This is a genomic window from Actinoplanes italicus (assembly GCF_003001815.1).
Taxonomy (GTDB): Bacteria; Actinomycetota; Actinomycetes; order Mycobacteriales; family Micromonosporaceae; genus Actinoplanes; species Actinoplanes italicus.
In genome coordinates this window covers 255,703-281,011 of the sequence record NZ_PVMZ01000011.1, presented here as the reverse complement: position 1 = coordinate 281,011, position 25,309 = coordinate 255,703, and the positions used below count along the sequence as shown (strand labels likewise).

Below are 25,309 nucleotides of genomic sequence, written 5' to 3'. Positions count from 1 at the left end.
CGCCTGCCGGAATAGCTGAACTACCAGAAGGCCGAAGTTCAAGTAATTGTCCCGGCCTGCGGTGGGCAATCACCGCCCCGTCGAAACGGGGGAAGTCCCCATCACAACGATGCGCCGCGTAGGACTTGAACCTGCCACCCGCGGATCAAGTGGCAGCCGTTCGTGCGCTTGCTTCGGCTGACAATTTCCGAATGTGCCTTATGGCGACGACCGGCACGCTCACACCGATCAGATTGCAGTACGCCACCGCGGCATAGAAGCTGTCCACGCTTCCGGTGGCGCGGGTCGCGGCGGTGCTGACCGCGACGATCAGGCCGAAGTAGATGATGTTGAGAACGATGGCCCGGAAGCCGCCGCCGGTTTCCTCCATGACGGTCAGCGACATGAGTACCGGGCCTTGGACGGCGTAGGTGAGCGCCACGGCACCCAGGTAGCTGCCGGCGGCCGCGGCAACGCCGGCGTCGCCGCTGATCAGTCGTGCCAATGGGTCATGTACCGCCCACACCAGCAAAGCGACCACCACGTACGCCATGACGGTGACCTCGATGCCGCCGCGCATCGACGCACGTATGCGCTGCCAGTCGCCCGACCCGCGCTGCTGGTTGATGGTGATCGCGGTGGCCGTGCCCAGGACCATTCCCGGCAGCAGCACGAGGTTCTGCATGGTGGACACGACGGTGAAACCGGCCACGGCGTCCGGCCCGTAATTCCCGAGGACGCCGATGACCGCGAGGTTGTACGCGGAGATCACGAAGAACGACATCGCGATGGGCACGCCGATGCGGCGCAGGTCGGTGAGGACTTCGCGCCGCCACACCAGGGCCGCCGGCGGATGCCACAGCTCGGTGCGGCGCAGCAGGACCAACCCCATGGCCAGGCCGGCCACACCCGCTGTCGCGTCAGCGATCGGGATCGCCGCGATCCCGATGTCGGTGCCGAGCCCGAGACCGGCCACGAGGCTGATCCGGACGCTCGCCGTACCGACGACCAGCAGGGTGGCGTGCCGCACGTACCCGTAGCCGCGCAGGCTCGACGCGCAGAGTTCCGGCCCGATGGTCAGCAGCCCGGCGGCGCTGGTCCAGCGCAGGAAGGAGACGAAAGCGTCCCGCTGCCCGGCGTCCACGTGGAAGAATCCGGCCAGCAGGGGAGCGGCGATCAGGAGAATCAGATACAGGGCCGCGCCGAGCCCTAGCCAGACTCGGGCCAGGCTGGCGGCGTTCGCCATGACGTCCCGGGGACGCCCGGCCCCCTTGCTGATCGCGGCGGCCACCTGGTTGGCGACCGCAAAGCCCACGGTCACGGCGAGCAGGATGAGGCTGACGGGCTGATACAGGGAGCGAATATAGATGGCGTCGCCCCCCATACGCCCCAGGATGGCCACGATGCCGAGCTGGACGGCGAAATTGAGGGACTCGGCCACGAAGAGCGGGATTGCGAGGCCCGAAATGGTGCGCCACACGCCCCTTCTCTCATGCGTGGTCATGGCGAACATACAGACCTCCGGGAGTGCGACGGCTGGTGGGAAAAAGGACTCACGGGACGCTAGCAACATTTACCGAGGAATGGCCATGCGAAGCGCCTGATTCAGACCGCGGCCGTATCGAGCCGGCACAGGCTCAGGTATCCGAGGCGAGGGTCGTAGTCGGCCAGGACGATCCTGCGGTCCGAGGTTTCCGGGAGGTTGGCGCAGTGCTGCGAGAGCGTGACCCACGGCCCGGCGCACGGCAGCCCGGCGGGGACGGGCAGAACGTCCGCGCTGACACCGGCCTTCGCCCAGTACGGTGCGAGGGCCGGCCGGCAGATCGCGGTGACCGCCCCGGCCTCCTCCGCCTCGGCCCGCAGCAGGGTGATGATGTCGGATGTCGACACACGGGTGTGCTGACGGACCCTCGGGGCGCCGAGTGCGCCGTCGCGGTCGAGTACGAGCGCCACGGCCATGTCGCGGGTCGGACGCATGTCCTCGGGGACCGGCGGCCCCTGCCACACGGTCGCCTGGTCCATGACGAGGACGAGCGCACGTCCGTGGGAACCCGCGGGCAGGGTGGTCGCGGTGAGCCGGAGCGCGGTGAACGCGCCGGCGGCACCTTGGTCGGAGACGGCGAACACCGTGTCGATACCGCCGAGCGGGAGGTCCAGGAACGGCAGGGGGAAGCCGGGCTCCGCGTCAGGAGTGGAGCTGGCGAGCACCGCCGCGTCGAACCCTCCGGCAAGCGGCCCGAGCCGGCCGAGCATCGGCCCGATCATGTCGTGGAAGGTGGTCCGGCGACCCGCGAGATACGCGTCCTCCCACGGAAGCCCGAACAGCTCCCACAGGTGGCTGAAATAGGTTCGGTCCCGATCGTTGAAGGCACTCAGCCCGTCGAAGGCGCAGTGGTCGATGTGGGCGAGGCGCAGGTCCGCCCCGATGCCGCCCGGCTTCGGTCCGATGTACACCGCGTGGCCCTTCTTCCGGTTCAGTGCTCGAAGACCATGGCCGAGAACGTGGCGCCCAGGCCGACCGCGGTCATCAGGTAGCGGTCGCCGGGCACGAGCCTGCCGTCCGCGCGGGCCGAGCAGTAGTTGATGAAGGCGTCAGCACCGAAGCAGTGCCCGATCCTGGAGAGGTTGTCGAGGTAGAGACGGTCCAGGTTCTTGAGTCCCAGGCCCTTGATCACCTTGCGCCAGGACAGCTGATTGACGTGGTGCGGCAGGATGAGGCTGATGTCGTCGATCGTCAGGCCCGCACGGTCGAGGGCAGAGGTGATGACGTCGACGAGCACGTCGGGGTAACGCACCGCCCATCTCTCGTGATCCTCGTCCGTCATCCGGGAGCCGCGGTAGAACTCGCCGCAGATGCGGGAGGCGTAACCGAGCATCCGGTCCCTGCCGACGTCGCCCGCGCGGACCAGGAGCGCCACCACGCCCTCACCCATCACGGCCGTCACCCCGAGGACGCGCGCGTCGTCGGTGAAGGTCTTCTCCCCGGCGAAGATCAGGGCGAGAGCGTCCGGATCACCGTCCTGCGCGAGCATCCGCCCCGCCAGTTCGACGCAGACCAGTACGGAGGCGCACGCCTGCTGGCTGACGGAGAACGCCGGCGCGTGCGTGAGGCCTAGGGCCGCGCGGGCCTCGTGCAGCGGATTGATCGGGTACGGTGCGGACACCGGCATGGTCCTTGCCTGCAGCACGTAGCGCACCCGGTGCTCCTGGCCGCGCAGCTCCGTCAACCCCCGTCCAGCGGCAATGAGTTGCTCCGCCATGCTCCGGTCGTGATCCACCCGGATCTCGGAGAACCCGTAGAATTGGCGATAGTTCTTGATTTCCTGATCGCTGTGCCCGAACGCGCGCAGGCGTCCGGCGACCGGTTCGCTGTGTCGGGGCAGATGGACCGCGACGGCTTCGAGGGATGTCACCGTTCGCCTCGCTGTGTCCGGCCGTCGCGGGCCCCGGGAAACGCGGTTTCGACCACGGCTGCCACGTGCGGCCAGTTCATTCCGTCCCGTATCCGGGTCAGGCCGGCCGCACCGAGGCTCGTACGCAAGTCCTTGTTCCGCAGCAACCGCAGGACCGCGGCGGCGACGTGGCCGGCCGTCAGGTCGCACACCAGCCCGTCGACGTCGGCTCGCACCACGTCCTCCACTCCGGCGAAGCGCCCGGACACCACCGGCTTGCCGCAGGACCATGCCTCGGCGAACACCAGCGGGAAGACATCCGCGCAGGAGGGCAGGCAGAGCAGATCGCAGGCGGCCAGTGCGTCGTGTTTGGTGCTCTCGTCGAGCAGGCCGAGGTCGAGAATCTGCTCGTCCCGGTGGCGGGCGAAGACGCTCTGGTCCGCCCTCCCGCCCGACGGCCCACCGAACGCGAGAACCGTCTCCGGCAGCGCTCGCCAGATAAGTGGGGCTGCTTCGAGCAGGAGGTGATACCCCTTTGACGGAACCTTGCGCCCCAGGAACAGCACCAGCGGCCCGCTCACCGAATGCCGGTCCCGGAACGCCGCGCCGTCACCGGTCCCGATCAGATCCGGAGCCTGCGGGATGTGGCGGATACGCGAGGCGGGCACGCCGAAGTCGGCCAGGAGTGCCGCCTCCGACGGGGTCAGAGTGAACACGGCACCGGCCGCACCGCACAATCGGCGCCCCAGCCGGTGATCCGGCCAGGTACCCGGGTCGGAGGCGGGTGTCAGCAAGAACTCCGCCCCGCTCTCGCGGGCCAGCTCGTACCCGAGCCCGGCGTACTCCGCCGACGCGAGGTCGTATACGTGCACCACATCGGGTCGCCGCCAGTCCGGGCTCGCGCCGAGCTGCTCACGGGTCAGGAACCGGACCGGCAGATCGTCCGGCGGTCCGGGCGGGCGCGCGGAATCGGTGAGCACCGCGACTTCGTGCCCGCGCCGGATGAGTGCGGCGGCGGTGCGCCATGCCATCCGCAGGCCACCGGTGGTCTCACTGTCCGGATAGCCGCCGAAGACGGTGACGACCCGGCTCATGCTTCGTCCTCCTCTACGCCGACGGCGGCCAGGAGAGCGGAGATGTCGACCTTTCCCAGCGCGGAGCGGGGGAGAGTTCGCAGGAGGTGAACGTGGTGCGGCACCTCGTGGGCGGCAAGCCGCTCGCGGCACAGCGCGGTCACCCCGGCGGGCAGTCCGGCACCGCCGCGGGGCCCGGCTACGACTGCGGCGTGGACCGTCTGCTCGCCATGCTTCTCGACGCCGAAGACGTGCACCTCGGCCACGTCGGGGTGGTAGCCGACAACGCGTGCGACCCGCTGGGGATTGACCTTCTTGCCACCCACGTTGATGAAGGTCTGCTTACGGCCCAGCAGGAACAACTCGGACGTGTCCGAGATACGCACCAGGTCGCCGGTTTCGTAGAGGCCGGGGCCGGGTCCCGGGCCCCCGTCGGAGTATCCAGTGAACATCGTCGAGGTTCGGACCGCGAGCCGACGACCGGATCCGACTGAGTCCTCCCCGGGCATGTCCGGCAGCAACTCCCATTGCACGTCCGGCGCGAACGCCCCGACCGATCCCGGGTGCCAGGCCTCTCTGCTGCTGTCCTGGCAGGCGACGAGCCCGGTCTCGGTGCTTCCGTAGACCTGGTACACCGGCACTCCGCACAGCCGCCGCACGCCGTCTGCCGTCTCCTGCGGCAGTGGGCCGCCCGACGACAGCAGGAGCCGCAGCCCCGGCGTGTGCGCCTCGGTTCCCCAGGCGCGGACCAGCATCGAGTACAGCAGGGGCGTGCCGAGCACCGCGGACACACCGTCGGCCAGGGCTCCCACGAGCCGGCCGACCGAGAACTTCGGCATGGTCAGGACTTGCGCGCCAGCGCTCAGCCCGGCGAAGAGACCCCCGACGAGCCCGAACGAGTGCGCGACGGGGACGGGCAGCAGGATCCGGTCCGCCGGGCCGTACCCATGGATGCTCCGGTAGAGCTCGCCTCCCCTGATCGCGGCCCGCATCGGCTGCCGTGCGAGCCGCGGCTCGGAGGTCGAACCGGACGTCAGCAGCAGGAGATCGGGGCTCGCCGAGCCGGATCCGGAGGGTGGCGTCCACGCCCTCCCTGGGTCGGGTGCGAGCAGGTCGTCATAGGTCAGTTCCGTCGGTCCCGTCGGCGCGGGCACCGCCGACGACTCCGGTTTGATCAGGGTCCGCGCACCGGTGGACCAGATCACCGACCGCTCGTCGCGCAGATGCGAATTGCCCGCCTCGACCACGACGACGTCGACCGCCGCAGCGAGGAGGCCGAGCAGTACGGCGATGCTGCTGCGGCTGCCGTCCAGGACGGCGATCACGGTCGGCCGCAGGCGCTCCGCGTGACGCGCTACCCGAATGACATCGGTGCGCAGTTCGGCGCCCGACATCGTCGCTGTCCCCTCCGTGGTCAGCTCACCCAGCACAGGACGCTCCGCGGCCCGTGCGTTCTCCCAGCCCAGCAGCGCGGCAACCTCCAGCATGGCCCGGTCCGTCACCGTTCACCCAGCTCCGGCATCGTCGCCGGAACGTGTCCGGCGGCCGTCGCCCGCTCGACGTGGTCGGCCAGCCCCGCCAGCGACAGATGGTCGGACAGGACGGCGTCCACGGCCTCGTCGAGGTCGATCTCGTACGTGTCCTGCAGGTCGCCGACGAGCTGAATCAGGGCGATCGAGTCGAAGCCGAGCATGACCAGGTCCAAGTCGACGTCGATCTCCGACTCCGGGACCCGCAGGAAGCGGGTGGCGAGGCTGCGCAGTTCTTGCTCGATCGAGAGCCGTGACGGCACCGGCTTCTCCGTCGGCGCGCGGTCGGACGAAGCGGCGTCCGATGCCACCGTCACGGACGGCGAAGGTACCGGCTCCGGGTCCTGCGCGAGCGGGATCCAGTACGGCTTCTTCGCGAAGGGATAGCGCGGCAGCGTCACCGGGAAAGGTCGCGGGCCTGGCCACACAGGGCTCCAGTCGACGACCGAGCCCTGTGTCCACAGCCGCGCCAAACGCGCCAGCTCCCGGTACTCGCGGGTCTGGGCGACGACCGGCTCGGAGTTCCCGCCACCGGCATGCTGCGGCACGGCTGTACCGTGGCAGACTCGGGGCACATCATCGCCGTGCTGGAAGGAACGCAGTCCGGCCAGCACCTCCTCGATGTTCCTCCCCAGCACCGCCAGGCGCACCGGCATCTCCTTGCGGCGCAGCGCGGCCATGTACGTGAGCGCGCGTAGTCCGGGCGCGTCGGCGCCGGCCAGCAGCTCCGCGGTGCGCTCGGCGATGATGCGCAGTTGCGGGAGGGTCCGGGCCGAGAGCAGAAGCACGTCCTCCTCGCCGTCGGCGTCCGTGGTCGCTCTGGAGCGGCGGCGTTCGTCCGGGTACTCCTCGACGATGACGTGGGCACCGGCTCCGCCGGATCCGAACGAGCTGACACCCCCGCGCCGGGGTGTCCCCGGCTCGCTGACCCAGTCGGTCAGCTCGGTGGGGAAGTAGAAACGACCCGATTCGGTGTCGATCATCGGGTTGACCTTGTCGAGGTGGACGCAGGGGGCGATCTGACGGTGCCGGAGCTGGAGCAGTAGTTTGGTGAGGCCGGCGATCCCGGCGGCTCCTTCGAGGTGCCCGATGTTCGCCTTCACCGAGCCGACGGCGCATCGCGGGGGTCCCGCGGTGGCGTTCTGCGCGCCGTCTGCGCGAGGGGTGAGCGCGGCGTTGAGCGCTGCTGTTTCGAGGGGGTCACCCAGCTTGGTGCCCGTGCCGTGCGCCTCGATGTAGCCGATCGACTGCGGCGTCACGCCCGCCCGGCGTATCGCCTCGGTGATCAGATCGGCCTGTGCCGTGGGATTCGGGACGGTGAAACCGGAGCGGCGGCCCGCGGAGTTGACGAAGCTGGCCTTGATCACGCCCCATATCTCATCGTTGTCGGCCTCGGCGTCCGCGAGTGACTTCAGGAGAACGGCGCCCACTCCTTCACCGGGCACGAAGCCGTTGGCCCCGGCGTCGAACGTCCTGCACCGGCCCTCGGGCGAGAGCATGCCCCTGGAGGCCAGTCCGGCCAAGTGAGCGGGGTGCAGGATGAGGTTGGCCCCGCCCGCGACGGCCATCCGGCATTCACCGCTGCGGATGCTCTGACAGGCGAGGTGTACGGCGGTGAGCGAGGAGGAGCAGGCGGAGCCGACCGCGTAACTCGGCCCCTGGAAGTCGCATTGGTAGGAGACCATGTTGGCCAGTCGCCACGCTGTCGAATCGGCGCTGGTCAACTGCCCTGAGTTCCAGCCCGTGGCAGCGATCCGGCCGTACGTCTCGTACATGAGGCCGACAAACACCCCGGTCGACTTCTCGTGGGTGGCTGTTCCCAGATAGCCGGTCTCCTCGAGCAGGCTCCAGACGACCTCGAGGAAGAGGCGTTCCTGAGGGTCCATGATCTCGGCATCGCTCGGCAGGACGTCGAAGAACGAGGCGTCGAATCCGGCGACATCGTCCAGGAAAGCACCCCACTTGCCATAGCTCTTCTGGTCGCGTCCACGGCGCTCGTCATGGTGGGCGCGCCAGTCCCATCGTTCCTTCGGTATCTCGGCCACGCGATCGGCCCCCGTGCGCAGCGTCTCCCACAGGCTGGCCATGTCGGTCGAGCCGGGGTAGTAACCGCCGACACCGACCACAGCGATGTCCAAGGGGCTTTCGACACGCTCCGGTTCTGGACGAGGTGTCATGCGTACCCCTTCGAACGACGCCGCCCGCGGAAGTACTTGACGGTCGGATCCGTCGAACCGCCGGAGGCCAGATACTCCTCGAACCGGTCGGCGTTCACCGCGTGCACGAAATTCCAGGTCACCGAGACGCTGGCGGAGAGGGCGACGGCCGCGTGGTACCAGCCGGCGGGAATGAAGATCGCGTCGCCCGGCTGAAGTGTCACGTCCAGCGCGGGTTCGACGGAGTTCCACTGCGGGAAGCGGGCGGTGTCTGGCTGGTCGAGGTCAACGACGCCCGCGCCGTCGCTCAGCACCTTCCCCGCTGCCGGGGGGTAGAGCACGAAGCGTTTCTCGCCGGTGATCTGGCAGAGGCAGGCGTCGCTGGCCCATGGGTCCGCGTGCAGGCGGGTCCGCCCGCCGGCCGCGCAGATGAAGAGTCCCTTGGCCGGGAAGCTGTCCTTCGTCGGATCGGCGTTCTCCTTGATGGCCGGGAACAGGTAGTCGTCCGACGGCAGCCAGGAAGGTGCCGCCCAGTCACCCTCCAGTTCCGCGAACGCTTCGTCCGCGCAGATCATCTGGAAGTTGCGCTGCCTCGCGTACCAGCGCATGTACGGCACCGGCTCGCCGTCGGCCACGCCGTCCGCCATCGCGGAGATGTACTCCTCGAAGCGCACGACCTGCTGAATCTCGAACAGGGAGTCGAACACCGGAACACGGTGGTCCCCGAAGCGCCGGGCCAGATCGCCCAGGTCCCACGGCGGGGGCTGAGACCACCACTGCCGGCACCAGCCCCTGCTGACGAGAGGCTGATTCCCGGCGAGATGGACCGCTACGAATTCCGCACTGCTCATACCGGCGGGCGACGTGTTACCGGCCATCCGATGGCCCTCCGTTCATTTCCGCGTTTCGGCGGCCGCGAAGGCCACCACGAGATCCGCCTGATGGGTGAGGGTCACCACCACCTCGTCCAACTTCAGCGCGTCGGCGATCGCCCGGGCGCCTCGGTGCAACGTGACGACGGGTCTTCCCCAGGGGTCACCGAGCACTTCGATGTCCCGCCAGTGAATGCCCTGCCCGAACCCCCGGCCGAGGACCTTGCACGTCGCCTCCTTGGCGCAGAAGCGCCCCGCGAGGCGCTCCACCCGGCGTTCCGGCCGGAGCCCCGCGGTCTGGGCGAGCTCGTCCTCGGTGAAGAGCAGGGAGCAGTAGCGGGCACGCTGCACTATTCGGGAAAATCGATGGATGGCCAGCAGATCGACACCTGTCCGCACACTGGATCCCTTCTAGGACGCCTTCAGGACACCGGACCCAGAGCCTCGGCCCTCATGAAGTCGGCCAGGGTGGCGACGGTGCTGAAGACCTCGGGTTCCAGTTCGTCCAGGTCGACTTCCAGGCCGATGCTGTCCTCCAGGGCCATCATCAGCTCGACGACAGTGGTGGAATCCAGACCGAGGTCCTCCACGAGGCGGGCGTCCGCGTCGAGTTGGGGGATCTTCCGGTCGAGTACGGTGGCGAGTGCGACGCGGATGTGCTCGACGATCTGTTCGCGGTTCATCAGCCCTCATCTCTCGTGCTCGTCGGTGCCGGGGTCCGGGCGTAAAGGTGCTGCTGGCGCAACAGGTCATCCGGCAGATCGCGGCTGCGCACGAGATGAGCCTCGCCGTCCCGGACGAGTACCTCCGCGGGGAAGCCGTGGCTCAGGAACCAGCCGGGCGAAGCCGACGGGCCGTAGGCGCCGGATCTGGTGATGCCCAGCAGGTCACCCTCCCGGAGTCGCGGCAGGACGGCACCCTTGAGCAGGGTGTCGTTAGGCGTGCAGAGCGGCCCGGTGATGGTCCAGGGCCCAGGCTCGCTGTCGTCGTGCGGACGGTTGAGCAGGACCACGGGGAAGTTCCGCTTGGTGTACGAGCCGATGCCCACCGCGGCCATGTGATGGTTGGTGCCGCCGTCCGCGACGGCGAACCATTTGCCCATGGACTCCTTCACATAACGCACCGACACCACGTACACACCGGCGCGCGCGGTCAGGAACCGCCCCGATTCCATCAGCAGGCGCGTACCGGGGTGGGTGCGCGCGAACTCGTCGATCAGGGGGTTGATGCAGTCGGCCACCCGCTTTTCGTCCAGGTCCTCCTCGCCGTCGAAGTAGGCGACGCCCATTCCGCCGCCGATGTCCACGGCCTCCAGCGGGATCCCTGTGGCGGCTGCCACCCGGTCCGCCAGATTCAGGATGTAGCTGGTGTTCCTCCGGATGATGTCGGCGTCGAGGATCCGGGTGCCCATGTACACGTGGATGCCCGCCGGTTCGGCGTTCCGCCAGCGCGACGACAGGTCTCCGGCCGCGAGCACCAGCGCTTCGTCGATCCCGAACTGCAGCGCCCGCCCGCCCATGGTCAGGCGCGATCCGCGTACCGTGAAGGACGGATTGATCCGCAGCAGGACGCGCTGACGGACTCCGCGCCCGGCGGCGAGCCGGTCGATCCGATCCACTTCGTCGAAGGACTCGGCGACGATGGCGTAGACGCCGGCCAGCAGGCAGGCGGCCAGCTCGTCGTCGCTCTTGCCGGGGCCGAGGAAGATGATGTTCCGCGCTTCGGCGCCGGCTAGCAGCGCGGTGCGCAGTTCGACCAGGGACGACACCTCGGCCCGCGCGCCGCCCTCGCGGAGTGTGGCGAACACGCTGACGTTCGGGTTCGATTTGAGCGAGAAGAAGGCTTCCAGAGCGGGGTGCAGCGCCTCGGACAGGGCGGACAGGGTGCGCAGCAGGACATCGCCGTCGTAGACGTAGAGCGGCGTGCCGAAGCGCTCGGCCAACTCCGTGTATTCGATTCCCTGGATGTTCATAGGCTCTCTGGTCGGTGGATTCATGCTGCCCGGCTGGGGCTGCGACTTCGGTCATGCTCGGTCCGCTCCGCCCTCCGGGGCAAGGCTTGGGCGGGCGGTCCACGGACCTGCCCGAAGGGTCAGGGGTGAATGCCAGATTCCCAACAGCGCCCAGGCGGCTGAAAAATCGGGCCCGCCGGCCGGCACGCCGGCGGCAGGAGTGGAGGGACAACAGGTGACGACCGATGACGATCCCTCCTGGTGGTCCGCGCCGGCCCGCGCGAGCCACCGGGAACAGCCCGGAACGGATCCCGGGCATGCCGCGGCCACTGCGAGGGGGTCGTCCTGACCGCCATCGTCGAGGTGTCGAGACATGTTCCCCGGCAGCGGATCGGAATCGAGGAGCTGGGGGCGCGGCTCGGCCTGACGCCGTCGCGCGTACGCCTCTATGAACGCCTGTTCGGACTCAAGTGGTTCCCCTACGAAAATGGCTCCACCGCGACGGACCTCATGCTGGCGTCGGCGTCGGGTCTGACCCAGCTCCGCGAGCGGGAGAAGGACATTCACTATGTCGTCCTGGGGCGTGCGATCGAGTTCGCCTCCCCGTACCCGGTGATGCCTGTGCAAGAGGTCGTGCGGTCGCTGTCCCTGGAACACGCGACGGCGTTCACGGTGACGCAGCATTCCTGTGCGACCGGCCTGCTCGCCGTGTCACTCGCCGGACGGCTGCTGGCCGCCGACCCGGATCCCCGGGCGCTCGCGCTGGTTCTCACGGGCGAGAAGGCGTTCTCACCGACAGTTCAGCTCCTGTCGGACATCACCATCAACAGTGAGGGTACGGCGGCGGCACTGATCGCGTCCTCCGCCGACCACGACACGCTGATCGGGTCCGCCACCAAGATCTACGGAGGACACAGCGACTACGTTCCCGCACTGTCGCAGATCATCCTGGATGCGGTCGATTCGGCGAAACTGACATTGGAAGACATCGCCATGATATTGCCGCACAATGTCAACCGGTTCACCTGGAAAAAGGTCTGCGCGTTGCTCGGAATACCGCTCGACCGAGTATTCCTGGACAATGTGCCGACCATGGGGCACAGCTTCTGCGCGGATGCCTTCCTGAATTATCTGGACGCTCGTGACGGCGGACGCCTGAAGGACGGCGACCGGTACGTCATGGCCGCCGCCGGCCTCGGCGGCACCTATTCAGCCATGGTGTTCGCACACTGACGAAGGTAAGGCGACATGCGGCACGCCTACCTGCGAGGTGTGGCGGGCCGATGTCGCGCACGGCCTCCGCGTTCGCCGGCGGCCGCTGGGCGATCAGTGGACCGTGTCGTGCCGAGTCAGTCCTGGCCGAGCTGTACCCGGCCGACGGGCAGGTCCGGGCGCTCCACAAATTCCCCCACGGTCCGCCGATAGTCCCGGGCGAGACCGGCAGCCACGTCCGCCTCGAAGAAGCAGGGGTTGTAGGTGACCGTACCGCCGGTCCGTGCGCGGTTCACGGAGATGGAGGGCGCCCCACGCTTCATCCACAGCTCCAGGTCGCCGGCCGGCGGCATGAGAGGACCGTTCGCTGTGACGCCGGTGGGCCAGAACATGTCCGGACGGCTGATGGAGAGATTGCCGACCCGCTCGTCCTCGTGGAACCTCGGCGGGTCCGCCTGGAACCAGGAGTGGAAGAGGTGGACGAACGGCCAGGGCCGCTCCTTCTCGAAATCCGGGTGGACCGCGCGCGCGATACGTTTGAAAGACCACCCCCTGGTTGTCTCGCATTTGAGGCGCGCATGGGTTCGCGTCACGACGTCGCGCAGAGAAACGTCCGCCCGCGCTGCTGACAGAAGGTACACATTGGTGGTGAACTGACCCATGGACTGGGCGGATCCGTCCATCTTTCCCCTGGCCAGGGTGACGGTACCGATGCGCAGGTCGTCGAGGCCCGTGCGCAGCCGCAGACAAACCTGGTAAGCGGCGAGAAGCACGACGAACGGGGTGGTTCTCAACTGCCAGGCCAGGCGCCGTACTCCGCTGGCAATGCCGTCCTCGAAGGAAAAGGCGTACGAGGACTCCGCGACCATGTCGGCGCCGGAAAGTTCGCCGCGCTGTGCCCTGACCGGAAACAGAATTACGGGGCGAGCCGGGCCGAGGCCAGCCGTCTGGCAGTCTCCGGTGGTGGAATCCTGCGCGACGCGTTGAAGCTCCGCGATCTCGCGGAACGCGACTTCCCGGGGAGCCCCCGGAGTCGTCGGTCCCGTCCCGGCCGTCCGGGGAAGGTCGCCTCGCCGGATGCTGTAATTCCTCATCAGATCGTTGAAGAAGACGCTGAGGGACCGTCCGTCGCAGACGAGGTGGGAGAAGCCGGCCACGACAAGGTGTCGTTCGGGCGCGATGCGTACGAGACGCACGGACCACAGTGGCGCCTTGCGGAAATCGAAGGACTGCGCGGATGATTCCTGGATCAACCGCGCGACCTGTCCCGGTTGCTTCTCCTCGGGAAGTTCCGACAGGTCGACGAACGACACCACCGGCCGCACATCGTGCAAGATCCGCAGCAGCGGGTCCCGGCCCAGTTCGGCGAATTCGATCCGGAGAGCATCGTGTCGTCTCGCGACATCGTCGATGGCGTCGTACAACGATTCCAGGTGGACCGGCCCTTCCAGCAACCTGAAGTCGCAGACGTTGAACCGCTCGGCACCGGGATCGTCAGGCGAGAAGTAGTGGATGAATTCCCAGATCGCTTCCTGGCTCGGAGCCAGTGGATGCAACTCCGTGTCGCAGCGCACAGACTCTTCCTGCATCGTCTTTCCTCCGGTCGGATCCCTGAGCCCACAGGATCAGAGTGCGGCCACCGTGCTCAGGGCTGTCATCACGGTGTCCAGGGGAACGGCCACCAGGGGATGACCGCTGACGGCCAGGACAGGTTCGGCGACTCCTTTCAGCAGTACCATCGGTACCTCGTCCGGGGCACACTGGACATAGCCGCGTTTGTTGTCCGCCGCGAGCACCTGCCGCAGTCGCGCGAAGTCCAGGCCGCCCAGCCGCGAGCGGGGATCCGGCAGCCCCAGGTGGGCCACGATCTCGCGGTGATGAGCCACCTCGGCCTCGTCCAGGTACCCGAGCGATCTGCTGACCTCCGCCGCGACGAGCATTCCCCAGGCCACCGCTTCGCCGTGGCAGATGACTCCCTGGGAGACGAATTCGATCGAGTGGCCCGCTGTATGCCCGTACTCGAAGATGAGCGCTTCCCTGCGTTCCTTCGGATCGGCGCGCAGCAGCGGCTCCTTGGCGTCGATCCCGATGTGCATGAGGCTCAGCAGCGCGTCCGGCGCGGCTTCTTCGCCGAGCTGGCTGAGGGAGCGCAGCAGCAAGGTCTCGTGCTCAGGGGTGGCGATCAGGACGTTCTTCACCATTTCGGCCAGCCCGTTGACCAGGCCGCTCCGTGGTGCTGTCGTCAGCCATCCGAGATCGCATGCGATGGCGGTCGGGCGTGCATAGCAGCCGCAGAGGTTCTTTCCCCGGGGCAGGTTGACCGCTTGCTTGAGCGACAGCACCGAGTCGAAGGCGGCCACGGATGTCGTGGGCAGGTGCGCGAAGCGGACTCCCCGGTAGATGAGGGAGGCGGCGAGGCCGGCGATGTTCCCGGTCAGTCCGCCACCCATCGCGAGGAAGAAGGAATCCCGCGTCAGTCGCCGGTCGACGGCGAAATCGATCACGGATTGCACGGCACCGAGTGTCTTGTTGCGCTCCTCGGCGTCGAGGAAGTACACGTGCATGGTCATCGACTCGGCAAGGCGGCCGAGGATGTCCTCGGCGAACGGCGCCACCGCCCGGTCGGCTATCAACAGGCCCGCGTCGGCGTTCTTCAACTCGGCGGCGAGTGCGTTGACGAGATCATCCGCACAGCCGAAACCGTAATAATAGGGAATGGGTTCGTCACCCACAACGACACTACGCTCGAACACGGGCCGTCCCGATTCCTTCCATGATCACGTATTTCGGCTCGTCCGCTGAGGAGCCGCCTGGCCGAGGCCGGCGACCTCGGCCCTGGCTCGATGCACGACAGCCGGGCGTTCCGGGAGTCCGGGATCGCCGGACGGTGGGCGGCACACTACGGCCTGGCGATGTTGCAGACCTTGATGCGGGTGTATTCGAGGAGCCCCCAATAGCCGTACTCCGTGCCCATGCCGGAGGACCGGCGGCCACCGAACGGCGCCTCGGCTCGCAGCGCGCCATGGGTGTTGATCCAGACAGTCCCGCAGTCGAGCCCTGTGGCCACCGACACAGCGTGCTCCTCGTCGCCCCAGACGGAGCCGCCGAGGCCGAACTCGGTGCCGTTGGCCCGGGCCACGGCCTCCTCCACCGTGTCGTAGGCGAACACCGGCAGAACGGGGGCGAACTGTTCCTCCGCTTCCAGCCGGGTGCCGCGGGGCAGATCGGTCACCACCGTCGGCGTGAGGAAGTGGCCGGGCAGGTCCGGTGTCCGGGCGCCCGGGAGGATCCGAGCCCCGGCGGTACGGGCTTGCGCGACCAGGGCCGTCGCCCGGTCGAGCTGGGCCCGGCTGACCAGCGGGCCGTACTCGGTACCCGTCAGCAGCCCGTCGCCCAGCCGGGCGGCGGCCGCGAGATCGGCGAGGGCCGAGGTGAGCCGTGCGGCATCCGGCGCGGGAACGTAGATGCGTTTGATCGCGGCGCAGAACTGGCCGTTGTTCACCATGGCGGCGGCGAAGATGCGGGGCGCGAGCGCGGTGACGTCGGCGCCCGGCAGAACGATACAGGCGTCATTGCCACCGAGCTCGAGGACGACGCGTTTGAAGCCCTCCGCGGCGGAACGTGCGATCGCCCGGCCGGCCGGCACCGACCCGGTGAAGGAGACCAGGCCGATCTCCGGATGTTCGGTCAGCGCCGCCCCGATGGCAGGACCGCCGCAGACCGAGTTGCAGACCCCGGCGGGGAGCACCTCGCCGAGCAGCTCCGTCATCCGCAGGCTGGCCAGCGGCGTGACCTCGGAGGGCTTCAGGACGACGGTGTTGCCGGCCAGCAGAGCCGGAGCGACCTTGGTGACCGCCAGGATCAGCGGGAAATTCGACGGGGCCACCGCTGCTACCACCCCGTGGGGGAGGCGTTCCATGGATACCTGGGCTCCAGGCTCGTCGACCAGGTCCTCGCGGGGCAAGGAGAGGGCAGCGGTGTGTCCGAACCAGTCGGCGGCCAGGGCGGCCTCGCCGCGCGCGTCGGCGAGCGGCTTGCCCTGTTCGAGCGTCAGCAGCCGGGCGAGCTCGTCGACATGCCGGTGCAGCAGTGTGCCGCAGTCCCGCAGCAGCTGGGCCCGCTCGGCGAACGACAGGGCCGACCAGCCGGGAAAGGCGGCGACGGCGTCGGCCACCGCACGATCGACCTCCTGGGGCGAGGCAGCCGGCGCGCGCGCGAACTCCTCCGCGCGGGCCGGATTCTCGACGGGCAGTGTCGCCGCCCCGAGGGTGACCCGGCCACCGATGGTCATGCCGACGTCCACGACTACCTCCCTGCTTCGCCTCGGTACCGGTCGTGCCTGGACCGGTGCACCGCCGGGAGACCGGTGCACAGCCGGGCGGCCGGTTTCGAGTCTTGGTCAAGTCCGGTCGGGCGAGCAGCCCCACTTTGCGGTATGGCCGTTCGTACAGCCTCCTGGGCGCCCATCCGCGTCTTGGCGGGCCAGGGCTCCCGGCGGCATCGTTGCCCATGCTCTGCGGGCGCCGTCGGCCAGGACCAGAAGAGGGGCAGGATGGATTTCGCGGAACGGCTCGAGCGAGACCTGGTCGGCCATGCCGAGGCGCGTTTCGTCTGTCCGAACAACTCCGAGGCGGAGCACGGGTGGTCCGTCGGTGAACCCGAGCTGCCCGGCGCCGACATCGCCATCGCCGGTGTCACGGTCAACCGGATGCAGCGCCGAATGTACGGCGCGCTGGCCTCGCCCTCCTGCGCCGACGAATCCCGCCCGCAAGAACCAGCCCACCGTTTCCGCGCCGGAGCCGTTTTCGCGACCGTCCCGAAGCGGCGTCGTTTCCCGATCACTCGTGGTGGTCGGTGGTTACGGGCATCGCGGAAGCCGCCCGAGAGGCCGGCTCGGTGAACTCAGCCCCGTCCTGGCCGCCAGGAATGGCCTTGAGCGGCAGAGAATTGCTTTTGCAACAGCCCTGCAGGTGAGGCCTTGGATCCTTCTCGCGGCGTGATGAACATCGATCAACATCGAGGTCTGCAGGTAGTGGTCCGCGGGGGTGAGTGAATGCAAAACTTCATGGTTGACGGCTTTTTGGGACTTGGTGAAGAAACGGCCAGGGTGTCGATAGACGATCTCGTGGTAGCGGATTCCCCGCGTCTGCGGGGCCTGGACGAGAGTCACTCCAGGATGCTCGCCACGCTGGGGGAGAGTTTGCCGCCCGTAATAGTTCACCGCGAGACCATGGCTGTCATCGACGGCATGCATCGAGTTGATGCGGCGCGGGTGAAAGGTCTCAAGGAAATCGATGTGAAGTTCTTCCGCGGTAGTGAGGATGATGCCTTCCAGCTCGCGGTCAAGCTGAATGTGCAGCATGGACTTCCCCTGTCAAGGAATGATCGCCACGCCGCTGCGGCTCGCATCTTGAAATTCCGTCCGCAGCAATCCGATCGAGCGATAGCCGCAACCACCGGACTGTCGACCAGAACAATAGCCGACATCCGGCGGCGGACGGCCGGCGCAGAATCCCCGCATCACCGCGTCGGCCGCGACGGGCGTGCCCGTCCGCTGAACGCCGCGGTAGGACGACGCATCGCCAGTGAGACTCTTCAGTCCAATCCTGATGCCTCTCTCCGTCAGGTCGCACGGCAGGCGGGCGTCTCTGTCGGCACGGTCCGTGATGTCCGGGCTCGCCTGCTGGCCGGGGTCGATCCCGTTCCCTCCCGCCAGCTCGATGACGAGCATGCGGAAAGCCGGAGAGCGACCAGGCAGATGCCGAGCCCCGAGCGCGCCGATCGTGAGCAGCCGAGTGACACCTACGTGGAAATGTTGATGGACGGTCTGCGTCGTGATCCCTCGCTGCGCTACACCGAGGTGGGGCGCAGCATGCTCATCTGGCTGAGTGCGGGGATCCCTCGAACGTCGAGCCTTGCTGACCTGATCGATCGTGTGCCGCCCCACTGCGGTGTCACCATCGCTCAGATAGCGCGCGAGTGCGCACAGTGGTGGAACTCGTTCGCGGACGACATGGATCGTCTGGGGGAACTGTCCTGAAGTAGTTCAGGATGCGGAAGCGATCAACGCCCTGAAGCGCGTTCGGGGTTCGCAGCACCATGCGCACCGGCACGTTGCCGAGCCTGCCGCGAAGGTACCGCGCTGGCCGAGCTCGAGCTGTCGGGGTCGTCGGTTCGAGCACTGCCCGGAGAAGATCCGGCGTCCGGCCAGCCGTCCCATGCCTCCGGGCAGCCCGCGGGTGCCCGCAGTCGCTCCAACCGGCGGCTCGCCGACGATACGGACCGTGCGGGGCGTTCTGGCAGCTCGCCGCTACCGCCGCCGGTCCCAGCGTTCGTCGCTCAGCCCGTTGACGACCTTGACGACCGCATCGGCTACGTCCGCCATGTCCTCCTCGCCACCGAGCAAGGTGCTGTGGTGAGTCAGCACGGCGCTGCGCGCGAGCTTCTCGGCGTTCGGGTGGCTCCTGTCCCGGTTCAGCTCCATGAAGCGCTCCGCCAACGGCTTGATCGTGGGCTTCGTCCACGGCTGCAGGAACGGGCTACGGCCGAGGGGCTCACGCGGTACGTAGAAGTGTGTGCCGAGCTCGGCGGTCATTGCCTCAGCGACACGGTCGGTGGTGACACCCTCCGGGAGCGAGTCGAAGATGAAGGGAAGTTCGTAGACGGACATTCGATTCTGTTCCGCCGGCGGGCGCAGTAGCCTCATTCCTGGCACGTCTGCGAGCAGTTCGTTCAGCAGCGCATAGTTGCGGCGGCGAGTCTCGTGCTGCGCGTCGAGCAGCTCGAGCTGAGCGCACAGCACCGCGGCGCTCCACTCGCTCATGCAGAGGTTGGCACCCATGATCGAAGCGGAGGTGACCAGGCCGAGCTTGCTGGTCTCGCCGGCACGGGCGTAGCGGCGCGAGTCGGCGCGCAACTCCTCCAGAACCGGAGCGAGTTCGTCATCGTCGGTGACGACCGCTCCGCCCTCGCCCCCGGTCAGCACCTTGGAGTGCTGCATGCTGAAGCAGCCGAGCCGGCCCAGTGTGCCGGCCGAGCGGCCCAGCCACTGAGCGCCGTGGGCCTGGGCGGCGTCTTCGATGATCGGAATGCCACGCGGCTCGAGGACCTTCTCCATTGCCGGGATGTTTGCCATCGCTGCGGCCCAATGGACCGCGATGACCGCGCGGAAGCTGACGTCGAGGTCGATCGACGCCGGATCGATGCAGCCGGTGTCGGCACGGACGTCGACGAGCACCGGCACCAGCCCGGCGCGCAGCACCGCGGAGGCACTCGCCACCCACGTGAGCGCGGGTACGAGCACCACGTCGCCGTGGTCCAGGCGCAGCGACTCGAGAGCGATGAGCAGAGCACTCGACCCATGGTCCACCGGCACGCAGTGCCGGGCGTTCAGGTAACCGGCGAAGTCCGAAGCGAATCGCCGCTCGAACAGCGGCGACGTACCGGGACTGGTGATCGCCCACCGTCCACTGCGCAGTACCGCTTCCACATTGCTACTGGACTGTGCCGTGGGCTGGGGCCACTGCGGCCAGCCGCGTTCAGCCGGTCGGACCGGTGTGCCACCGTGGATGGCGAGCCGGCCCGATCGCCGATGGACGGTGGTGACGGATTGTGACGCGGTCATCGGTTCACCTTTCCGGGTGTGGAGGACGTGGCCCGCACCGGCTCCGAGAAGAGTTCGACACAGATACCGGTACGGGCCGGCTCACCGGCCGCAGCTGCGATCCGCTGCCCGTCGCCGGGTCGTCAGCTCCGCGGAGGGACTACTGCTCGCCGGCCGTCCAGGTGAGGAACACCTCGATCTCCTCGCGTCAGGTCGCGGCGAATCGGTCGGCGAAACCACGCCGGCGCGGAGCAATCCGGCTCGTCATCAACGGCTTCCCGCACACGCCGACGTTTCTCGGACCGGTTCAGGGTCACCGTGATCACGGCCGAATCGAAGCTGTCCGGCAAGGTCATGTCATTCGACACGCGGTTCCTCGGATTCAAGAGCGGATGATCAACAGCCTTGACGAGTTGTTGTGTTGTCTACCCGGCGTTGATCTAATTGTCCAGCTGGCGCCAGAGGTTTTCGCCGACGCGGCCACCGGCGGCAGCGCCCGGCCTGATCCCGGCCCAGGCCAGACCAGCCGCTCAAGCGTGCAACTGTTCAACTGCTGCCCGTTCGCAGTTGAACAGTTGTCGCCGCCATATCGGTGGATGAGTGCCCTTGCTCGCTGAGCCACTCATTTGCTGCCATCAAAGCGTCAATGAGCTATTGGCGCGCAATGACGAGGGCGGCTCCCCGATCGGTTTCCCGCGGCGGAAATATCCCTGTGCCGCATCAATCGCCATGGAGACGAGGTCTCTCCACAGATCTGGTTCGAACGGGTCTTCGTCGTGCCGCAGTCTGCCGGCCACATCGCCCATCCGTCCCCCGTGCCGTCGTCCGGGGGACGTCGCGTTGATGCCTTCGTGTCACGGCCCGCTGGAGTTGCTGATCGCTGTCTCCGGTGGCCGGCCCATCCATGGCCGTGATCATCCGGCCGCTGTGGTACTCGCGCTGGTCGCCGCGGCCACGGTAGCCGGGCTGAAGGACCCGGCTGTGCATATCGCTGTCGCAGCGTGGCCGCGACAGCGATATGCACCAGCCAGGAAGAGCGACGGTCAGGAACCGGGGGAGGACGCGGCCGGCTTCAGCAGCGGCACGCGGGCCCAGACCCGGTGTGCGCCGAGCGCGGCCGCCAGGGTGTCGGCGTCCGGGTCGAGCAGGATGCCCGGCGCCTTGAGGTCGATCCCGGCATTGGCCAGCGTCTGCTCACCCTTGCCCCACACGCCGATCGGCTTGGCGTGCCGGTACGCCTCCTGCAGCAGCACCATCATCTGCAGGTCGGTGGTGGCGGTCGCGGCGATCACCGCGTCGAACTCCACGGACCGGGCGGTCTGGAACGTCCGTTCCACTCCGGGACCGCCGACCGGGGCGATCACCCGGACCACGACGCCCTGCGCCTTGAGCGCCTTCTGCAGCGCCGCGGCCTGCTTGTCCGGTGCGCCGATGATGCCGACGACCCGCCCGGCGATCGGCCAGACCCGGTCGGTGATCTGCCTGAGCGCCGGCGACGGCGTGACCTCCAGCGGCGGCTTGCCCTCGGGCGCCGGCAGGCCCAGGCCGGCCGCTACCTTGGCGGTCAGCTCGGTGTTCACGTTGGCCAGGACGCCGAGCATGCGTTCGCGAATCGCCTGCTCGTAACACTTGCTCAGCTCGAACGTGAACGCCTCGACCATGTGGTCCTGCTCGATGGGGCTGAGGCTGGCGTAGAAGAGGGCCGCCTGCGAGTAGTGGTCGGCGAACGACACCGGGTTGGCCCGGACCTTCTCACCGTGCACCATCTTGGGCACGTTCACGTACCCACCGACCTCCGGCCCGGCCGGCACCGGCCCCTCCGGACCAGCCAGGCTGTTCGGCAGGTAGGCCACGATGCCCCGGTGCACGACGCTCTGGTGCAGCCCGTCACGGTGGTTGTCGTTCACCGGCGCCTGCGACCGGTTGATCGGCAGCTGGGCGAAGTTCGGCCCGCCGAGCCGGCTGAGCTGCGTGTCCAGGTAGGAGAAGAGCCGGCCCTGCAGCAGCGGGTCGTTGGTGACCTCGATGCCGGGCACCAGGTGGCCCAGGTGGAACGCGATCTGCTCGGTCTCGGCGTGGAAGTTGTCCGGGTTCCGGTTGAGCACCAGCTTGCCGACCGGCTGCACGGGTGCCAGCTCCTCCGGCACGATCTTCGTGGGGTCGAGCAGGTCGATGCCGTGGAACGTCTCGTCGTCGCTGTCCGGCATCACCTGAATGCCCAGCTCGAACTCGTAGAACAGCCCCGCGTCGATCGAGTCGGCCAGGTCGCGGCGGTGGAAGTCGGGATCGACACCGGCGGTGATCTGGGCCTCCTCCCACGCCAGCGAGTGCACCCCGGCGACCGGCTTCCAGTGGAACTTCACCAGCGCCGTCTCGCCCTCGGCGTTGACCAGCCGGAACGTGTGGACCCCGAAACCCTCCATGGTCCGGTACGACCGCGGCACGGCCCGGTCGGACATGGCCCAGAACACGTGATGGGTGGCCTCGGTGTGCAGTGACACGAAGTCCCAGAACGTGTCGTGCGCGGTCTGGGCCTGCGGGATCTCGCGGTCCGGGTGCCACTTCGCGGCGTGGATGACGTCCGGGAACTTGATCGCGTCCTGGATGAAGAAGACCGGCATGTTGTTGCCGACCAGGTCGAAGTTGCCCTCGGCGGTGTAGAACTTGACGGCGAAACCGCGGGTGTCACGGACCGTGTCGGCGGAGCCGCGCGAGCCGAGCACGGTGGAGAAGCGGACGAACACGTCCGTCTCGAGGCCCTTCTCGGCGAGGAAGCCGGCCTTCGTCACGGACGCCGCGTTCCCGTACGCCGTGAACGTGCCGTAGGCGCCGGATCCGCGGGCGTGGACCACCCGTTCCGGGATCCGCTCGTGGTCGAAGTGCGTGATCTTCTCGCGGAGGTGGAAGTCCTCCAGCAGCGACGGCCCGCGTGGTCCGGCCTTGAGGGAGTGATCGGTGTCCGGCAGCCGCAGACCCTGAGCGGTGGTCAGATAGTCGCCGGTCTGCAGGCCCCGGGCCGGAGCCAGCGACTCCTTGACCGGGCTGGTCTCCGCCTCTTCCTTGGCTTTGGGACTGGGAACAGTGGGCTCCATGTCGGATTTCCGTTTCTGTGCGCAGTTTCAGCCGAACAGCCGACTGCATACCCCGGCAATCCGCGGCGGAACGTCCCAGCGGCTACGGTTCGCGTACATGAGCGCCCCACAGCTGCTTTCGGCCCATGCGGGCCACTGGACCGGCGACGGCACCGGCGTCACCGTGATCCTTCCGCCGGCCGGCACGGTCGGTTCCGGCGAGGTGCGCGGCGGAGCACCGGCCACCCGCGAGTTCGCCCTCCTCGAGCCGGGCCGCCTGGTCGAACGGGTGGACGCCGTGGTGCTCTCCGGCGGCTCGGCGTTCGGACTGGCCGCCGGGGACGGCGTGATGCGGCTGCTGCGCGAGCGCGGCCAGGGCTTCCCCACCGGCTTCGGGCCGGTCCCGATCGTCGTCGGCATGTCGATCTTCGACGCCTCGGTCGCCGCCGATCCGCCCGGAGCCGAGCAGGGACGTGCCGCCGCACTCGCCGCCTTCGGCGGAGAACCCTTCGCCATCGGTACGGTCGGAGCCGGCGCCGGGGCCACGACGGGCAGGTGGCGCGGCACCGTGTCACCGGGCGGGCTCGGCCGGGCGAGCGGCCGGGCCGGCGCCGCCACGGTCGAGGTCGTCGCCGTCGTCAACGCCTGGGGCGACGTCATCGGCGGTGACCGCGCCACCGCTCCCGCCCCGGACGTGGTGGCCGCGTTCCCGGTCGAGAACACCACGATCGCCGTGGTGCTGACCGACGCCCGGCTCAGCAAGCTGGACTGCCACCTGCTCGCCCAGAGCGGCCACACCGGCTTCGCCCGCGCCCTTCACCCGGCCCACTCGCGCTACGACGGCGACGCCGTGGTGGCGCTGGCCACCGGCGAGACCGACGGCGCCGACCTGGACCTGCTGCGGGCGGTCACCGCCGAGGTCACGGCCGGCGCCATCCGCGCCGCGGTCAGCCCCTCGCAGCCGCCGGCCCGGTAACGGTTCACGTCGATCCACCCGGCGAGCGCCTGCACGGTGGGCACCACGGGCGTCCGTCAGTTTCTCGGCCGGACGCGGTGTGCGAGTCAAGATCTGGTATCCCTGTGGGATGTTGGTCGACTATGCCGCGCCGGTCACGGCGTCCCCGTCCGAGGCCGAGACCGCGGCGGTCTCCGCCGAACAGGTCGGTTACGACGGGTTCAACGCCGCCGAGGCCAGGCACGACGTGTTCACCACGCTGACCCTGGTGGCCCGCGCCACCACGAACATCTCGCTGCAGTCGGCGATCGCGGTGGCCTTCGCCCGCAATCCGATGAACGTCGCGGTGCTCGCCAACGACCTCCAGCTCATCAGCGAGGGCCGGTTCCGGCTAGGGCTCGGCTCGCAGATCAAGCCGCACATCGAGCGGCGGTTCGCGATGCCGTGGAGCAGCCCGGCGGCCCGGATGGAGGAGTTCGTCGCCGCGCTGAGGGCGATCTGGCACTCCTGGGCGTCCGGCGAGCGGCTGGCGTTCCGCGGGACGTTCTACAAGCACACGCTGATGACGCCGTTCTTCGATCCGGGACCCAACCCCTTCGGTAATCCGGCGGTGCAGCTCGCCGCCGTGGGGGAGCGGATGGTGGCCACCGCCGGCCGGGTCGCCGACGGGCTGCTGGTGCACCCGCTGACCACCGCCACCTATCTGGAAGAGCGAATGATTCCGGCGGTACGGGCGGCGCGCGGTGGGACGCTGGACGGATTTCGTCTCGAGATGAGTCCGATGGTGGTGCTCGGCACCGACGAGGCGGAGCGGGCGAAGGCCGAGCGGGCGGTGCGCGGGCAGATCGCCTTCTACGCGTCGACACCCGCCTACCGTCCGGTTCTGGAGCTGCACGGCTGGGCTGAACTCGGCGACCGGCTCAACGTGCTGTCCCGCCGGGGATCGTGGGACGAGATGGCCGCCGAGATCCCCGACGACGTGCTGGACGCGTTCGCGGTGGCCGGCGACCCCGCCTCGGTGGCCGCCGGCCTGCGCGATCGATTCGGTTCCGCGATCGATCGGATCTCGCTGTACACGCCGTACGAGGCGGACCGCTATCAGCTCGCGGCGGTGCGGTCGGCGATCCGTACCTCGGCCTTGTCAGGGTAGAAGGCGATGTAACCCTTGATCTCGGCGACCGCGTCGTAGGGCTCCTGATAGCCCCAGACCGAGTTCGGGGCGTCCGGCAGCGACCAGTAACTGGCCTCGCCCTTGTACGGGCAGTAGGTCTGGTGATCGGTCGCCGTGATCAGGGCCGGGTCGACATCGGCGAGCGGCACGTACTGCACCGGTGGGTAGCTCGCCTCCTGGAGGGTGAGCGCGTTCGTGGTGTCGGCGACGACCTTGCCGCCGGCGGTGACGGTCACCCTTGAGCCGGTCGGGGTGATCGTGATCGGATGATCGGGTCCGGGCTGCAGACGGGGCTTGGACATATGAGGGAGCCTAACGTTCGTGAGTGCGATCGAGGCCGTGACG

The 25,309-nt window shown here is 68.4% G+C and carries 20 protein-coding genes; 4 read left to right on the top strand and 16 right to left on the bottom strand.

All coding sequences use genetic code 11. From position 1 onward, the window contains the following. Positions 1-145: 145 nt before the first annotated feature. The 10 genes from CLV67_RS26840 to CLV67_RS26795 form a co-directional block, all read right to left on the bottom strand. The gene (locus tag CLV67_RS26840) at positions 146-1,483 is read right to left on the bottom strand and encodes an MATE family efflux transporter (RefSeq protein ID WP_170154004.1); all 1,338 of its coding nucleotides are present in this window, start codon (positions 1,481-1,483) and stop codon (positions 146-148) included. A 101-nt stretch (positions 1,484-1,584) separates the two neighbouring features. Then, entirely contained in the window at positions 1,585-2,433 is an 849-nt protein-coding gene (locus CLV67_RS26835; protein WP_106323093.1) for a hypothetical protein, read from the bottom strand. Between the two features lie 20 nt (positions 2,434-2,453). Then, on the bottom strand, positions 2,454-3,392 hold the full coding sequence (locus CLV67_RS26830) for a 3-oxoacyl-[acyl-carrier-protein] synthase III C-terminal domain-containing protein (RefSeq protein ID WP_106323091.1): 939 nt from the start codon (positions 3,390-3,392) through the stop codon (positions 2,454-2,456). After that, complete coding sequence (locus tag CLV67_RS26825) at positions 3,389-4,465, bottom strand: glycosyltransferase family 4 protein (protein WP_106323089.1); 1,077 nt, start codon at positions 4,463-4,465, stop codon at positions 3,389-3,391. Before CLV67_RS26825 ends, CLV67_RS26830 begins: the two co-directional genes overlap by 4 nt. Then, on the bottom strand, positions 4,462-5,931 hold the full coding sequence (locus CLV67_RS26820; protein WP_146169297.1) for a class I adenylate-forming enzyme family protein: 1,470 nt from the start codon (positions 5,929-5,931) through the stop codon (positions 4,462-4,464). The genes CLV67_RS26825 and CLV67_RS26820 overlap by 4 nt, the downstream gene beginning before the upstream one ends. 11 nt (positions 5,932-5,942) lie before the next feature. Then, a complete protein-coding gene (locus CLV67_RS26815) occupies positions 5,943-8,150 on the bottom strand; it encodes a beta-ketoacyl synthase N-terminal-like domain-containing protein (RefSeq protein WP_106323085.1) in 2,208 nt (735 codons plus the stop codon). Next, entirely contained in the window at positions 8,147-8,980 is an 834-nt protein-coding gene (locus CLV67_RS26810; protein WP_239166528.1) for a cupin-like domain-containing protein, read from the bottom strand. Before CLV67_RS26810 ends, CLV67_RS26815 begins: the two co-directional genes overlap by 4 nt. 42 nt (positions 8,981-9,022) lie before the next feature. Then, positions 9,023-9,400, bottom strand: a complete 378-nt coding sequence (acpS, locus tag CLV67_RS26805) for a holo-ACP synthase (RefSeq protein WP_106323081.1) — start codon at positions 9,398-9,400, stop codon at positions 9,023-9,025. Between the two features lie 23 nt (positions 9,401-9,423). After that, positions 9,424-9,684: an acyl carrier protein gene (locus CLV67_RS26800; protein WP_106323079.1), complete on the bottom strand. Its 261-nt coding sequence runs from the start codon at positions 9,682-9,684 to the stop codon at positions 9,424-9,426. Continuing rightward, positions 9,684-10,973, bottom strand: a complete 1,290-nt coding sequence (locus CLV67_RS26795; protein WP_106323077.1) for a type III PLP-dependent enzyme — start codon at positions 10,971-10,973, stop codon at positions 9,684-9,686. The genes CLV67_RS26800 and CLV67_RS26795 overlap by 1 nt, the downstream gene beginning before the upstream one ends. A 240-nt stretch (positions 10,974-11,213) precedes the next feature. Here CLV67_RS26795 and CLV67_RS26790 point away from each other — a divergent pair, with 240 nt between their 5' ends. Further along, complete coding sequence (locus CLV67_RS26790) at positions 11,214-12,185, top strand: 3-oxoacyl-[acyl-carrier-protein] synthase III C-terminal domain-containing protein (protein ID WP_106323075.1); 972 nt, start codon at positions 11,214-11,216, stop codon at positions 12,183-12,185. A 116-nt stretch (positions 12,186-12,301) separates the two neighbouring features. Here CLV67_RS26790 and CLV67_RS26785 read toward each other — a convergent pair whose 3' ends face one another. From CLV67_RS26785 to CLV67_RS26775, 3 genes are all read right to left on the bottom strand, one after another. Beyond that, a complete protein-coding gene (locus tag CLV67_RS26785; RefSeq protein WP_106323073.1) occupies positions 12,302-13,753 on the bottom strand; it encodes a condensation domain-containing protein in 1,452 nt (483 codons plus the stop codon). 36 nt (positions 13,754-13,789) lie between these two features. After that, positions 13,790-14,917: a 3-dehydroquinate synthase family protein gene (locus tag CLV67_RS26780; RefSeq protein ID WP_146169296.1), complete on the bottom strand. Its 1,128-nt coding sequence runs from the start codon at positions 14,915-14,917 to the stop codon at positions 13,790-13,792. 146 nt (positions 14,918-15,063) lie between these two features. Next, positions 15,064-16,467, bottom strand: a complete 1,404-nt coding sequence (locus tag CLV67_RS26775; protein ID WP_239166522.1) for an aldehyde dehydrogenase family protein — start codon at positions 16,465-16,467, stop codon at positions 15,064-15,066. Positions 16,468-17,217: 750 nt separating this feature from the next. Between CLV67_RS26775 and CLV67_RS26765 the strand changes: the two genes are divergently transcribed. After that, the gene (locus tag CLV67_RS26765) at positions 17,218-18,204 is read left to right on the top strand and encodes a ParB/RepB/Spo0J family partition protein (RefSeq protein WP_203737272.1); all 987 of its coding nucleotides are present in this window, start codon (positions 17,218-17,220) and stop codon (positions 18,202-18,204) included. Between the two features lie 270 nt (positions 18,205-18,474). On the opposite strand, the gene CLV67_RS26760 is transcribed toward CLV67_RS26765, so the two are convergent. Continuing rightward, positions 18,475-19,788, bottom strand: coding sequence for a DegT/DnrJ/EryC1/StrS aminotransferase family protein (locus CLV67_RS26760; RefSeq protein WP_106323067.1), 1,314 nt, complete (start codon positions 19,786-19,788; stop codon positions 18,475-18,477). Positions 19,789-20,810: 1,022 nt separating this feature from the next. Next, complete coding sequence (locus CLV67_RS26755; protein WP_106323065.1) at positions 20,811-22,859, bottom strand: catalase; 2,049 nt, start codon at positions 22,857-22,859, stop codon at positions 20,811-20,813. Between the two features lie 97 nt (positions 22,860-22,956). Here CLV67_RS26755 and CLV67_RS26750 point away from each other — a divergent pair, with 97 nt between their 5' ends. Both CLV67_RS26750 and CLV67_RS26745 read left to right on the top strand, forming a co-directional pair. Next, positions 22,957-23,814, top strand: a complete 858-nt coding sequence (locus tag CLV67_RS26750) for a P1 family peptidase (protein WP_106323063.1) — start codon at positions 22,957-22,959, stop codon at positions 23,812-23,814. A 109-nt stretch (positions 23,815-23,923) separates the two neighbouring features. Continuing rightward, the gene (locus CLV67_RS26745; protein WP_106323061.1) at positions 23,924-24,943 is read left to right on the top strand and encodes a TIGR03617 family F420-dependent LLM class oxidoreductase; all 1,020 of its coding nucleotides are present in this window, start codon (positions 23,924-23,926) and stop codon (positions 24,941-24,943) included. Here the strand turns inward: CLV67_RS26745 and CLV67_RS26740 are convergent. Beyond that, the gene (locus CLV67_RS26740; RefSeq protein ID WP_106323059.1) at positions 24,892-25,266 is read right to left on the bottom strand and encodes a DUF427 domain-containing protein; all 375 of its coding nucleotides are present in this window, start codon (positions 25,264-25,266) and stop codon (positions 24,892-24,894) included. The two genes, CLV67_RS26745 and CLV67_RS26740, sit on opposite strands and share 52 nt — an antisense overlap. Positions 25,267-25,309 lie beyond the last annotated feature (43 nt).

Bases quoted from the DNA above. Each gene is read 5' to 3' on its own strand.
- CLV67_RS26840 (WP_170154004.1), bottom strand. From the start codon at position 1,483: ATGACCACGCATGAGAGAAGGGGCGTGTGGCGCACCATTTCGGGCCTC.
- CLV67_RS26825 (WP_106323089.1), bottom strand. From the start codon at position 4,465: ATGAGCCGGGTCGTCACCGTCTTCGGCGGCTATCCGGACAGTGAGACC.
- CLV67_RS26820 (WP_146169297.1), bottom strand. From the start codon at position 5,931: ATGCTGGAGGTTGCCGCGCTGCTGGGCTGGGAGAACGCACGGGCCGCG.
- CLV67_RS26815 (WP_106323085.1), bottom strand. From the start codon at position 8,150: ATGACACCTCGTCCAGAACCGGAGCGTGTCGAAAGCCCCTTGGACATC.
- CLV67_RS26810 (WP_239166528.1), bottom strand. From the start codon at position 8,980: ATGAGCAGTGCGGAATTCGTAGCGGTCCATCTCGCCGGGAATCAGCCT.
- CLV67_RS26800 (WP_106323079.1), bottom strand. From the start codon at position 9,684: ATGAACCGCGAACAGATCGTCGAGCACATCCGCGTCGCACTCGCCACC.
- CLV67_RS26795 (WP_106323077.1), bottom strand. From the start codon at position 10,973: ATGAACATCCAGGGAATCGAATACACGGAGTTGGCCGAGCGCTTCGGC.
- CLV67_RS26785 (WP_106323073.1), bottom strand. From the start codon at position 13,753: ATGCAGGAAGAGTCTGTGCGCTGCGACACGGAGTTGCATCCACTGGCT.
- CLV67_RS26765 (WP_203737272.1), top strand. From the start codon at position 17,218: ATGCAAAACTTCATGGTTGACGGCTTTTTGGGACTTGGTGAAGAAACG.
- CLV67_RS26760 (WP_106323067.1), bottom strand. From the start codon at position 19,788: ATGACCGCGTCACAATCCGTCACCACCGTCCATCGGCGATCGGGCCGG.
- CLV67_RS26755 (WP_106323065.1), bottom strand. From the start codon at position 22,859: ATGGAGCCCACTGTTCCCAGTCCCAAAGCCAAGGAAGAGGCGGAGACC.
- CLV67_RS26750 (WP_106323063.1), top strand. From the start codon at position 22,957: ATGAGCGCCCCACAGCTGCTTTCGGCCCATGCGGGCCACTGGACCGGC.
- CLV67_RS26745 (WP_106323061.1), top strand. From the start codon at position 23,924: ATGTTGGTCGACTATGCCGCGCCGGTCACGGCGTCCCCGTCCGAGGCC.
- CLV67_RS26740 (WP_106323059.1), bottom strand. From the start codon at position 25,266: ATGTCCAAGCCCCGTCTGCAGCCCGGACCCGATCATCCGATCACGATC.